This is a genomic window from Paenibacillus terrae (assembly GCF_000943545.1).
Taxonomy (GTDB): Bacteria; Bacillota; Bacilli; order Paenibacillales; family Paenibacillaceae; genus Paenibacillus; species Paenibacillus terrae_A.
On sequence record NZ_JTHP01000047.1, the window covers coordinates 1 to 13,496 of the forward strand.

Below are 13,496 nucleotides of genomic sequence, written 5' to 3' on the forward strand. Positions count from 1 at the left end.
CTTTTTTCTGTCTCGGCTTCCCACTTAGCTATTTCTTCTCGAACTCGGGGTGCTACCTCTGTACCTAGCAGCTCAATGGCTCTCATCACCTCGGCATGCGGCATCGTGCTTAACGGAACATACAGCATAAAGCGTGTAACGCCTACATTTTTGCGAAGATGAATGATCTTCTGGGCAACAGTCTCGGGATCGCCAACATACAGTGCACCTTCAAAACTGCGCGCGGCGTCGTAGCTAGAACGATCATAATGCGCCCAGCCCCGCTCCTTACCCAAGCTATTCATACCTGCCATGGTAGAAGGGAAAAATGCATCGGCAGCCCGTTCAGTATTCTCTCCAACAAATCCTATCGAGTGCGATCCAACCTTAAGCCGCGATTCATCATGACCAGCGTGCGCTGCTGCTTTCTTATAAAGCTGCACAAGCGCTGCAAAATCCGTCGGTTTCCCACCAATGATCGCCAGCATCAATGGCAGTCCTAACAGGCCTGCTCGGATAGCAGAATCCTGTCTGCCCCCACTGCCAACCCATATCGGTAAAGGATTCTGAACCGGCCTTGGATACACGCCCAAATTGTTAATCGCTGGCCGATGCCCGCCCTTCCAGGTTACTTTTTCGGACTCACGTATTTTAAGGAGCAATGCCAAATGTTCTTCAAACAGCTCATCGTAGTCGTCCAAGTCATAGCCAAACAGTGGAAAAGATTCTATAAAGGAGCCCCGGCCAGCCATAATCTCCGCACGTCCATTCGAAATACCATCCAGCGTAGCAAAATCCTGAAAAACGCGCACCGGATCAGCTGAAGAAAGCACCGTCACTGCACTGGTCAGCCGAATCCGTTTCGTCTGCGATGCAGCCGCAGAGAGCACAACTGCTGGTGAAGATGCCGAATAATCCTTCCGATGATGCTCACCTACGCCAAACACATCAAGTCCTACTTGATCAGCAAGGACAATTTCCTCGACAACTTCACGCAATCGCTGTGCGTGACTCATCACTTCACCTGTCTGAACGTCCGGTTTCGTTTCTACAAACGAAGTAATACCTATTTCCATGATCAATCTCTCCTATACTAATAGCTTTCTCTGTCAGCAGCTTCAAACTATTATTCCGGTTATTTTCAAGCAAGTTGATGTGTAGCTCAGATTGATGCTGTCCACCCTATCTCCATTGATTTTAAATACCGTAAAAAATATCATACTGATCGGTACGATAATTTGCCCAGTAAATATAACTCACAGAAACTAATAATGTCAATAAATCAAACTTGTTAGGATAAACCAACCTGCATTTGACAATATAAACGGCTAATTATAAGATAATAACATACTATTTGGTACGCAAAAAAAGACTGCTGACAATTACACATGATCGGAGTCATTGAGCAATTAAAATAAAATCAAGAGTAACGAGAGGTATTGATTATGGGACGAACCCGCGAATTTGACGAAGAAAAAGTATTAGATGCAGCTATGCAACTATTTTGGGAGAAGGGATATGAGGCTACCTCATTAAGTGATTTAACTTCCAGAATGGAAATTCAACGCCCCAGTATATACTCAGCTTTTGGGGGCAAAAAAGAATTGTTCGAAGTCGCGCTACGCAAATACATGATGTTCCATGCTTCTCTGGTCCGAACCAGACTTCAAAGCAACCCATCTGTAAAAGAAGCATTTCGCACTTTTTTTGAAGGTGTGGTCGATGAGGAATATACAGGAGACCCTAGAAAAGGATGCTTTTGCATCAATACAATGGTCGAACTTGCGCCTCATGATGAGAAATTTGAAATTCTTACAAGGGAACATCAAATGTACCTATCGGTCATATTTCAAGAAACCATTGAACGAGGTATACTATCAGGTGAACTTGATATTGGGCTAGATGCGAAGGCTGTATCACAGGCGCTAATCGTATCGTTAATTGGACTAACCGTAATGATGAAGTCTCGTCCAGAGCGATCATTTATTCATAATACGATAGAGGTGACACTTACATTGCTTAAGTAATTCGGAATAAGTTCAATTTTAACGAATGGGAATCACGATTGGGTCATTCATTTATGATACGGTTCAGCTTAACGGTTTATCGGCTAAAAACGACCTATGATTAAGCCATCTAAGCCTGTATAAGCCTATTGGAGTAAAAACAACCATCAACGACATGGAACGTCGGCAATGGTTGTTAGGATGCGCTGTTCACATTCTCACAGTACACGGCCCTTTGAATATTTATACTTAATATAGTATAATAATTCAAAATTAATGAAAAAGGAGTCTATCTAATGTCATTTGTAGTAAGAAACGCTGCGCCTGATGATTTAAACAGTTTGACCGAGTTAATGTATGAGTACATCGTTGGTTTTTATCAAAACCCTAGGCCACCTGTCGAAAAAATTCATAATTTGATTCAAACCCTTTTAGATCAGCAAAACGGTATACAATTTGTGGCAGAACAAGATGGAAAGCTAGTCGGCTTTGCTACATTATTCTTTACATTTAGCACGATGAAAGCAGACAAAATCACAGTTATGAACGACCTCTTTGTAATGGAACCATTTAGAGATACGGAAGTGGAATCACAGCTTTTTTTAGAATGTCAAAAATATTCACAAAATCATGGATATGCTCGTATGACCTGGATAACTTCTACTGAGAATAAACGGGCTCAAATTTTCTTTAAAAAGATGGGAGCTGCCCAAGGGAAAGATTGGGTTCACTTTTCATCATAACAAAGCTAGGCTTTGACGTACTTGTCTCTCGAGACTGGCTCGAATCGTAACGAATCGCTGCTCTCGCAGGCTTCTTCACAGCAAGTCGCTTAAGACAAACCCTTGAGCTTTAAACACGCCCTTGATTTAAGTCAATGAACCGTCATCCCCCCCTATTGTAATGAAATCAGTTCAGAAAAATAGGGGGTTATATGATGTCTACCTCAGGAAAAGAACGAACGGACCAGCGGAACGATAGCAAGGCAAAAAAAGAGCCTGAACGAATCAGACTCCTCATTTATTCTTTTACCAGCCCGCGAATAAAGGCCTCGAAATTGGGCGCAAGCTGCGTAATCTTGTAGTTATTCTCCTTATCCACATAGACAACCTCCGGTTCGCCGTCATTGCCAGATTCCCGGTAATCCAGCATGACCACCTCGGACTCGGTAGGGCAATCACAAATGACCACGCCAATTTCAGGATATCCCCCATTCTCAATTCTGAAACGGCTGCCTGATTCACCGCACAGCGAATGTCTCTTTTCCCGTCCAATTCCCAGAACGCCTAAAATTCTGATATGCTCTTGCAACCCGGAGACCGATCCACCTATAGGGAAGCATCTGTTCTGAGGAACTCCCCCGTTATGCAGCTTCATCATATGAATATAGAAGGCCGGCAGCCTGAATACCAATTCTTCTTCTAAGGAGGCGATTAGCTCATCAGTGGGCGGATCATCCATAACATATTGTTCTAACGCATGTTCACTGTCATCCCAAAAGTCCGTGAAATCGAAATCCACAACAGTATCAACCTCGGCATTAGACACCTCCACTACCTTCTGAAGGACTTTGCTCCGAGCCAAATCCAGGAACTCCAAGGTATCCTCATCCCCAGGGTCTAATTGATCTGCGGTTTCAAATGAGCGCAAGGCCTCCTCATATTGATCCAGGTAGTAATAGGCAAAACCTATGCGGTAATGCCACAGCGGATCGCCTTTCCCCTCCTCTTCAATGGATAGGAACTGTTCAACCGCCTCTTCGTAACGCTCGAGATTGTTCAGCGCTCTGCCCAAATGACTGATCAACACATAATTCCTGTCCTCCTCAGCAATCTCCATAATGGCATTTACGATTTCTTCGAATTCATCTTCCTCATGCCACGCTTCCAGCTGTGGCAACAGATTGTCCCGCATCAGCTCTGCCTCCTACTTTTCGCCCTTTTTTTTAATTCTAACATTCCCGGCACCGCTATCTCCAGCAACCGGATGATTTAAAACTCGGTCTATCCTACTTTTTGCGCTTTACTATTACTTGTGATACGGCTCGCTGCGCTATCTGTAACGGCAAGTTTTGACCAAAAAGCCATCCCGCAAAGGACAGCTTTGATATACCCAAATGGTCTATCGAAACAGCAGGAAAAGTCGCCACTGTTGATGCAATTTCAGTTAAAGAAGTAGAATCAATATATAATTCTGAGTACCAGCCTACTAACTCATAGACTCTTCTTGCGAAGTAATCTAAACGAGATATATCATGAGGTAATTGATCATGCACATGATTTAATCACCGACCGAATGTGATCCAGACATGCAGGCAGGAAATGCAGATAAGTTTCGCTTACCAGTATATCCTAGCGAATCCGAGTTGTTGCTGCGGCAATGTCCCCGAAGGCCCAATGTCCGACTGGGACATCTGACCACTTGGACGAGTCAGTGAAGGATACTGGCTCTCTCTTCCATACCCGATTGAACAAAGTGACCACCTCTGCCCGGCTCAGAGTCTGGTCCGGCTGGAAGCTGCCGTCCGGCATGCCATGCATATAGTCGGCTTGCTGTACCCGTGCAATATCATCTTTCGCCCAGTGTCCGGTCGTATCCGGGAAGGTTGCCGAAGCTGCCCCGCTCAGATTCTTCCAGCGTGCCAGCACTGTCGCCATCTCTGCTCTAGTGATCGGACGCTCCGGTGCGAAAGTGCTGCTGCTGTAGCCCTTCATCCATCCAGCCGTTGTCACGGTATCAATCGCTTCGGCAGCCCAGTTCTGCCCAGCAACATCCGTATAGCTGGCGCGATTCTGCGATGCTGACGATTCCACCAACGGCTGCTCCGACCGGTCAACAGCCAGACGAAACAGAATCTCTGCCAGCTCCGCCCGTGTCATCCTACGCGCCGGTTGGAATGTCCCATTCGGGTAGCCTTGCATATACGGCTGCGAACGCTCACTCTCCTGCTCTCCGCCTATGCTCGCGATCTGCTTGTTCAGATGCAGTACCGTAAAGGTGCTGAACTTGTTTATACTAAAACTAAGCCCTGCCGGCTGGTTACCGTCCCACAGCAGCGTCGGCTGCACCAGCTCCCTGGTGCCGTCGCTATGCTCCACATATACAGCCAGATTGCTCAGGAAAGCCTGGCGTTCTTCGGCAGAGTTCGGCAGCGACTGCTGCGGCAGTGGCAGCACCAGTTCTACCGACTGCCCCTGCAGATTCGTCTCGATCATCACCGGGCGGCCGATAACGCGAACTTCACCCTGTCCGGCGGCTGCTTGCACGAGGCTATTCTGTTTTGCCCGTTCCGCTACCGCCTGGATTGCCGCTTCACTCTTTACTGGACTGAGTGTAAACTGACGATTCCCGTCCATCGAACCGAGCGTTGATGGGGACAGGATCAGACGGGCATGGTTAGTGTATACTTCCAGACCGACCCCCGCATCCGCCAGCGTCTTCGCCGTATCCTTTGGCAGGGCGAATTCAAGCTCGGAGACTTCATCCTTTGGATCAGGCATCACCAGCCGGACGCTGGAACGTCCTTCAGCCTTCACGCTGCTCAATGCCTCCCGTGCCTGAGCAGCTCCATAGCTGACCCGGTCTTTTTTCGACCCGTCGGACAGCGTTGTCCGCTGAATAACGACATTGGAGAGCATAGTACTACTGTTCTTGCCGCCGTCCACACTGACTGTCACATTCTCGCTCTGTCCGTCAGATGTACCGCCGCCGCCAGTAGATGAATTTCCGGAGGAATCTTTGCCCGGTGCTGCCTCTACATCCCGGACGAACGTCAGATAGAAATCATCCAGCGATCCCCACGCCCCGCCGTCTGCCTGGATGGAAGCACCCACCGTCAGCTTGCCGTCGGTTACCCGTATATCGCGAATGACCGGCTGATTCCACTGTACCCAGCCATTTACACCGGTATCTACCTTAGTTTCCTTGCCGCCGGTCGCAGCAAACAATTTCATCTGCGCGTTCTTCGCATCACCGCCCTGGATCGACATCGAGAGCTCATAGTAGCCGGGCTTCAAACCGTAGACCGCCTGTTCCACCCGGAAATTGACCGCATCCGCCGAATAGAAATGCAGCGAATACTGGCCCGACTTCGCATCGGAAGCTTTGTTCTGGTAGTCGGTGTGCGGTGCGCTTTCGCCACCGTAAGTAATCTTCCACGTGCTCTGATCGCTCAGTTCAAAGCCACCGTTCACCAGCAGATTCGGCCGGCGAATCTCCAGCACCGCCTGCGCCGGATAACCTCCTTTGGCTGTCCCGTTAATCACGTAACTGCCCGCCCCCTGGCTCACCGCTTGCGCTAAGGCCGCCTGATCCCACTCCACAGCAAGTGTTCCGGTGCTGCCATCGTTATACGTCACAGTGACCGCATCCGGCAGCGAGATGTTCTCGCCCGCGTTGACCGTTAATGTTACCGCTTGGACCTCATCGACCTGGAGCGTAGCAATCGCTCCCGTGTTGACGTAGTTAAACACCTTCAGCGAAGGAAGTGGATGGCCCGTAAAATCAAACAGCGCCTGGTTGTCTACCGCGCTGCCGCCATACCATTTGCCCGCATCGTCAGGGTCATATTCCGCAGCATAGCTCGCCGCCCAGCCGGAACCATATTGTTCCCACAGCTGCTTGTTCTGCTCGACATCTGCTTTTGGTCCTACCGGCAGCCAGGCTGGCTCCCAATAAAATACACCAATGCCTGCATCGCCTACATTGGACACCGCTTCAATGACATTACGGACCGACGTGGCCTGCCCCTGAGCACTGATCGGATAGTCCAGTGTCTGTCCCGAGCTTCTCGGGGCGGTATTCTCATGCCCATCGCCATCTTCAGATGTATACGCATAGGACGTTTCCGCCACCATCACTTTTTTACCATACGTATCTGCTACCTGCTTCAGTACTGCTGTGAGATTGCTCAGTGAACCATGCCAGAACGGATAATACGAGCTGGCAAAGACATCATAGTCCACGTGGTTGTCCGACATCGCCTTCGCATAGGAAGCATAGCGGCCCGGCGTCTCCGGATTGGTAAAATGCAGTGCCACGAGAATATTCGGATCCACGGCACGCACCGCCTGGCTTCCCTTATTAAATAAAGCACTAATCTTCGTCCAATCTTTCTCCCCGATAAACGACTGGTTCGTCTCATTGCCGACCTGCACCATCCCCACATCTATACCCTGATCGAGCAGCTGCTGCAGGCTGTCCCGGGTATAGTCGTACACCGCCTGTTCCTTGTCAGCAAAACTCAGATTCTGCCAGGCCTTCGGCACATGCTGCTTGCCCGGATCGGCCCAGAAATCGGAATAGTGGAAATCCACCAGCAGCTTCTGCCCGTTGTTGGTCGCCCGCTTGCCGATTTCGATCGCTTTGGCCAGATCGTTATTCCCGCCGCCATAGCCGTTACCTTTCACATCATACGGGTTATCCCACACACGCACCCGGACATAGTTTACGCCGGATTCCTTCAGCGTCTGGAATATATCTTGTTCTGTGCCTTGCTCGTTATAAAAGCGTACTCCACTCTGCTCCAGCGAAAGAATGCTGGATATATCGACACCTTTGATAAAATCAGACTTCAATCCTTCGACCTTTTTCACGAAAATATCCGCTGCCACCGGCTGGGTCGTATCCGTGCTGGCCTGCTTTAAGGTAAAGTGGTCCAGATAGCCCCACGCAGCCGCAGCGCCCCTGATCCTCGCTCCAATGACCAGATCGGAAGTCTGCTCGGTCAGCACGAATTTCAAAGTCACGCTTCCCCATTGGTTGTAGCCTGACGTTGCCACCTCACTGCTCTGATCGGTACCTGCGAATACCTGTACATGTCCAGCTTCGGCATCGGCACCGCCCATCGATTGCACCGACAGCTCATAACTGCCTGGCTGCAGCGTCGGAAGCTTCTGGCTGACCGTGACCTGCTGATCCGTCGGCGCCGCGTCGTTGATCCAATACTTGAGTGCATACGTGTCTTCGGACGGCGTAATAAGAGGATCACTGGCATAGGCATAATGCTGAATATCCACCTGATTCCAATCCGATGCTTCCACCTGCCACGATTGATCACTCCAGAAGTCCGTCTCAAATCCCTCGTTTACGACTGCCGAAACACCTGCTGATGCGGCTGCCGCCGCTGGTGTCAGCCGCATCAGCCACGAACTGAACATGATCACCACCACCAGCAACAACCATGCCTGCCTCTTTCTTCTCATCTCTCTGTCCCCTTTCTTCAACCCCGAATACCCATAAACAATTCCGTTGTGTGAAGCGCTTACATAATTACTGTGATCACTATATCAGACACCTATGATCGGAAACATGGGAGGATTGCAACATTTTGTATTCTTATGCAAGCATTTTAGCGGTGGGAATATTTCCCACCGCTTGACGTTGTTGCTTATGCGATTTTAATACATATCGTAAGATTAATGTGCATTTTATCAAAAAAGGTAATTCTCACAAGTGAGTTGAGCCTGGGACTAGGTTCTACATCCAAAAATTAACCATGGATCGGTTCCTTTTCGCCCAGACCAAGCGTCTGCGTTGTGGAATCATGAATTTCTTGGAAAAGCTCCGGGTTTTCTGCTAGTGACACACCATAAGAAGGAATCATTTCTTTTATCTTCGGTTCCCACTCTTTCATATGTTGTGGGAAACATCTTTCTAATACTTCCAGCATAACGTTAACAGCAGTAGAAGCACCCGGAGAAGCACCGAGCAATGCAGCTACCGAGCCGTCAGCGGCACTAACCACTTCCGTACCAAATTGAAGGGTTCCTTTACCAGCCTCCGTATCTTTGATCACCTGCACACGTTGGCCCGCTATCACGATCTCCCAGTCCTCAATTTTGGCGTTCGGAATAAACTCACGTAATTCTTCCAGACGCTTTTCATTCGATAACATCACTTGCTGGATCAGGTATTTGGTCAATGCCATCTCTTTTACGCCTGCTGCTAACATCGTGAAGAGGTTATTGGGTTTGACAGAACAGATCAAATCCAAATTTGAACCCGTTTTCAAAAACTTTGGTGAGAAGCCGGCAAACGGTCCAAACAACAGTGCCTTTTTGTTGCCGATGTATCTTGTATCCAGATGCGGAACAGACATGGGAGGAGCACCAAGCTTAGCTTTACCGTATACTTTTGCATGATGCTGCTCGACAACTTTAGGATTGTTACATACCATAAACAGTCCACTTACCGGAAATCCTCCGATATGTTTGGACTCAGGAATACCGGTTCTTTGTAGTAAAGGTAGACTTCCGCCACCACCACCGATAAAGATAAATTTGGCAGTATGGTATTCGATTTTACCGCTTTCAAGATTATGCACTTTGACTTCCCACGAACCGTCACTCGTACGTTTAATATTCTTAATACTATGCTTGTATTTGATCTCGACATTTTTACTTTGTAAATGATCAAACAACATGCGTGTTAAAGCACCAAAGTTGACATCTGTTCCAGAGTCGATTTTGGTTGCCGCGATCGGTTCACTCGATGTACGGCCTTCCATGATCAGCGGAATCCATTCCTTTAGCTTTTCAGGGTCATCAGAAAATTCCATTCCTCGGAACAGGGGAACGTTTGATAGCGCTTTAAATCGCCTATTCAAAAAAGATACGTCTTGTTCCCCTATTACCAAACTCATATGAGGTATTGACTTGATAAAGTCCTGCGGATTACGAATCAAATTGCTGTTTACAAGAAAAGACCAAAACTGTCTTGAGAGCTGAAACTGCTCATTAATGTTTACAGCTTTACTAATATCTATAGATCCGTCAGCTTTTTCGGATGTATAGTTCAGCTCACACAGTGCAGCATGACCCGTACCCGCATTATTCCATTCGTTAGAGCTTTCTTCTCCTGCGTTTGCGAGTTTCTCAAACACTTTAATTTCCCATTCCGGTGCTAACTCTTTCAGCAATGACCCCAGAGTCGCACTCATGACTCCGGCACCAATTAAGATAACGTCTGTTTTTTTCTGTATGCTACTCATAAAAACCTTCCTTATCTCTTATTTTGCAAAAAAGAGCAGGCCCTCCTGCTTAGGTGATACAAGAAGCAAGGCTCCACTCAGGAACATACCTTTTCTATCTCTATTATAACTAAAATATAGTCTATTAAAAATTATATCGACTATTATCTGATAATTATAAACCATTTGAATATGGAAAAAAAAGTGATAAGTTGTCCACAGGGCTCCAAGAATATAAAATCTAGGCCTTAACTCAGCTTTTTGCAAGGGTTATGGCTTGGATTGGCCGTTACTTGTAGTATCGTTCTCCACTTCACTTTCTCGAAATTATTGAACAAGTAAGCATAAAATAGACAATTACTTTTCCTTCATTGAGAACCATTTTAACCGCAAGTTTTGCTTTAGCGTCAACCTTAAGAAGGTGCTAACAACTCACCATGGATGAAGCATTCCGTGGACAACCAAAAGCAATTTATACATAGGTAAAAGCACAGGCTAAAGATGGGGCTTCTTCTTGTTATCTACATGCAATAATAAATTTTATATATTGACATAGCATATATCTAACTGATATATTGTAATCGTGATATACAAATATTTCTAAATTGCAAGGAGGTCCTAATTTGAACAGTCAGGATGTTATTTTAGGCATGCTTATGAAAAAATCGTTGACTGGATACGAAATAAAACAGTTATTGGAGGATGTATTCTCTAATTTCTATAGTTCAAGTTATGGAACGATTTATCCCACACTTACTCGAATGGAGAAGGAGGAATTAATAACTAAGGAATTTGTGCTCCAGGAAGGTAAACCTAACAAGAATGTTTTAAATATAACGGCTAAAGGACGAGATTGTTTTAACGCCTATTTACAAGCGCCACTAGAGGGAGACAGTATTAAGAAATCTGATTTTATGATGAGGCTTTATTTCGGTGAATTTGTTGGGTATGACAAGGTGATTATTTGGTTGAAGCAAGTACAAGAGGAATCACAAAAAAAGTTAGATCAATTATTTGAGCAATATTCGCTTTATAAAGATGAAATGCATCCAGCACAGATCATCTGCATCCAAATTGGGATAGAAGAATATAAGGCTAAACTTACAACCATTGCCGAGGGATTGGTAAGCCTGGAGAAGTTAGTGCAAGAGTAGAGCTGAATGTAGTGAATCCAAACGCTTACGAAGTAAGTTTTGTACAAACATGTTGAAGATGTAACGCTCACAAAACTTTTAGGAGGAATTGTTATGAAAACAATTTTTATCACGGGTGCTTCATCGGGCATTGGGAGAGCTACAGTAAAACATTTTGCTGAAAGAGGATGGAACGTAGTAGCCACGATGCGTTCACCTGAACAAGAAACTGAATTCATTACACTAGATAATGTGTTGGTGCTAAGGCTTGATGTTGAGAAAGAAGATACTATTCAATCTGCGTTAGCGGAAGCGATTCAACGGTTTGATAAAATTGACGTTCTTCTCAATAATGCTGGATATGGAACAATGGGTCTTATAGAAGTAGCTACGGATGAGCAGATTAGAAGACAGTTTGAAGTGAACGTTTTTGGTCTTATCAGTATGACTAAAGCCATGTTGCCACATTTTAGATCTAATCAAGAAGGTTTGCTGATCAATATCTCTTCTATGGGAGGGAAAGTGACCTTTCCTACGATGTCTCTGTATCATTCATCTAAATTCGCGGTAGAAGGTTTTTCTGAATCCGTATCTTATGAATTAGCATCACAAAACATCAAAGTAAAATTGATTGAACCAGGTGCTATTAATACGGACTTTGGTGGAAGATCGATGGAGTTCTTTTTTAATGATGCATTAACGGACTATAAGCCGTTTACTACTGCATTTCTGGGTAAATTGGGTGAAATGGAAAAACACCCAGCATACGCTTCGCCTCCAGATATTGTTGCCGAAACAATATATCAAGCGGCCACAGACGGTACAAATCAATTCCGATATGTAGTTGGAGAAGATGCAAAGATGCTCATTCATATGAAAGAAAATACGGATGAAGAAGAGTATCTAGCAAATATAGCTCAGCATTTTTCTTGAAAAGAGAAAGTTTGAAATCATCGTTCATGTAGTATAAAAAAATAGAACCAGCTCAGCGTGGCACCCTGTGCTTTTTTTCTCATCGCTCCGCATTATTTTTCGGATGCTCCGGTACATTAACAACGGGTCAGCAGATACACAAGTTCACATTTTGCATGTCTGCTTGGTATGTCTAAGAATCGTAAGCGTGATATACTAATGATGAATTATCCATTCTTGCCCAACGGCCAATACTACAAAAAATAGAATCCAAAGAAAGCATAAGGACCCGAGAATCTGTAGCGGAAATCCTTATGCTTATTCTTTACTTAGCAACGCGCGGCAATAAGCTGACATTACCTCCAAATTATGAACCGCCGGTTTGCCTATTAACCTTAGGGTACGCTGGCTTGAATTTATGGCGGGAACGTAAGTTATAATAAATTTCATACAATTGGAGGTAAACATGAATCTAAAAAGGATAAAATATTTTATAGATCTCGTTGAATGTAGAAATTTTACAGAAACAGCAAAGAAAAATTTTGTATCGCAGACTACGATTAGCCAACAAATTGCCGCGCTTGAGAATAAGTTCAACATTCAGTTGATTGACAGAAAACAAATTCCGATTGAGCCCACAAAAGCGGGATGGCTGTTTTATGCAGAGTCCGTCGTGCTCTGGAAGCAATATAATCATATGAAAACAAGCATGGAAAATTTTCAGAAATATAATACCCAACTATTGAGCATCGAATATGCTGCGATCACAGATATCCATAGCCTATTAAAATTCATTCCTTCTTTTAAAGAAAATCATCCAAAGATTAAACTTGAATTAAATAAAGTATTGCTAAAGGATATCGCTGAGTATCTGCAAAAAGGAATATATGACGTGGCCGTTGCCTTTGACTCAGAGTTTAAAGGGAAAGAGGAAATCCTAACCCATACATTATATAGCGGACGATACTACGCGGCTGTAAGTAAACAACATCCCCTCTTCTGTTTTGAATCCATCTCAAAGGATGAATTATATAAGTATCCGCTTGTTATGCTGAATCCAATGGTTATTGGAGACTCCTATTATTTAATGATTCAACATGCCATGGAAGATGGTTACCAGCCCAACATCCTTCGAACCGCAGATGATGTCGAGACAGAGCTGTTTTATATCATTACAGAGAATTTAATTGGCTTTTTTCCAGATAACTATGATCTTGCTGACCTGAAGGAAGAGGTCCGATTCATTCCCATACATGATTCACACCATACTTTTAAAATCGAAATAGGCTACTTAAAAAATAATTCTAATCCGGCCTTATACTCATTCCTGCAACAAATACAAAATTCGTTTTAGCAATAGCCCATAAGTTTTTTGTGTTATACATTGTTATTTTTTTCACATAATATATAAGTGAATCAATTTCATAAATGATTAAGCCAACGAAATGTATAGTACATATAGACAAACTAAACCATTTTGATCTATATGTACTCTTT

At 45.0% G+C, this 13,496-nt stretch carries 9 protein-coding genes and 1 pseudogene; 5 read left to right on the top strand and 5 right to left on the bottom strand.

The window, feature by feature from the left end:
- Positions 1-1,055, bottom strand: a 1,055-nt coding sequence (locus QD47_RS20155; RefSeq protein WP_044647807.1) for an LLM class flavin-dependent oxidoreductase, incomplete at its 3' end; no start/stop codon positions are given.
- Positions 1,056-1,424: 369 nt separating this feature from the next.
- Between QD47_RS20155 and QD47_RS20160 the strand changes: the two genes are divergently transcribed.
- Both QD47_RS20160 and QD47_RS20165 read left to right on the top strand, forming a co-directional pair.
- Positions 1,425-2,006: a TetR/AcrR family transcriptional regulator gene (locus QD47_RS20160; protein WP_044647808.1), complete on the top strand. Its 582-nt coding sequence runs from the start codon at positions 1,425-1,427 to the stop codon at positions 2,004-2,006.
- 275 nt (positions 2,007-2,281) lie between these two features.
- On the top strand, positions 2,282-2,728 hold the full coding sequence (locus QD47_RS20165; protein WP_044647809.1) for a GNAT family N-acetyltransferase: 447 nt from the start codon (positions 2,282-2,284) through the stop codon (positions 2,726-2,728).
- Between the two features lie 277 nt (positions 2,729-3,005).
- Here QD47_RS20165 and QD47_RS20170 read toward each other — a convergent pair whose 3' ends face one another.
- From QD47_RS20170 to QD47_RS20180, 4 genes and pseudogenes are all read right to left on the bottom strand, one after another.
- Positions 3,006-3,899 (bottom strand): SMI1/KNR4 family protein, encoded by an 894-nt coding sequence (locus tag QD47_RS20170; protein ID WP_044647810.1) that lies wholly within the window; start codon positions 3,897-3,899, stop codon positions 3,006-3,008.
- A 187-nt stretch (positions 3,900-4,086) separates the two neighbouring features.
- A pseudogene (locus tag QD47_RS33345) lies at positions 4,087-4,239 on the bottom strand (amidohydrolase family protein); the annotation flags it as partial.
- 97 nt (positions 4,240-4,336) lie between these two features.
- Positions 4,337-8,188, bottom strand: coding sequence for a glycosyl hydrolase 53 family protein (locus tag QD47_RS20175; RefSeq protein ID WP_044647811.1), 3,852 nt, complete (start codon positions 8,186-8,188; stop codon positions 4,337-4,339).
- Between the two features lie 287 nt (positions 8,189-8,475).
- Positions 8,476-9,975 carry a malate:quinone oxidoreductase gene (locus tag QD47_RS20180; RefSeq protein WP_044647812.1) on the bottom strand — a complete coding sequence of 500 codons (1,500 nt, stop codon included), beginning with the start codon at positions 9,973-9,975 and terminating at the stop codon, positions 8,476-8,478.
- 602 nt (positions 9,976-10,577) lie between these two features.
- Here QD47_RS20180 and QD47_RS20185 point away from each other — a divergent pair.
- The 3 genes from QD47_RS20185 to QD47_RS20195 all read left to right on the top strand — a co-directional run bounded on the left by QD47_RS20185 (position 10,578) and on the right by QD47_RS20195 (position 13,353).
- Positions 10,578-11,108, top strand: a complete 531-nt coding sequence (locus QD47_RS20185; protein ID WP_082067251.1) for a PadR family transcriptional regulator — start codon at positions 10,578-10,580, stop codon at positions 11,106-11,108.
- Between the two features lie 93 nt (positions 11,109-11,201).
- On the top strand, positions 11,202-12,020 hold the full coding sequence (locus QD47_RS20190) for an SDR family oxidoreductase (protein WP_044647813.1): 819 nt from the start codon (positions 11,202-11,204) through the stop codon (positions 12,018-12,020).
- Between the two features lie 445 nt (positions 12,021-12,465).
- The gene (locus QD47_RS20195) at positions 12,466-13,353 is read left to right on the top strand and encodes a LysR family transcriptional regulator (protein ID WP_044647814.1); all 888 of its coding nucleotides are present in this window, start codon (positions 12,466-12,468) and stop codon (positions 13,351-13,353) included.
- The last annotated feature ends 143 nt before the right edge of the window (positions 13,354-13,496 follow it).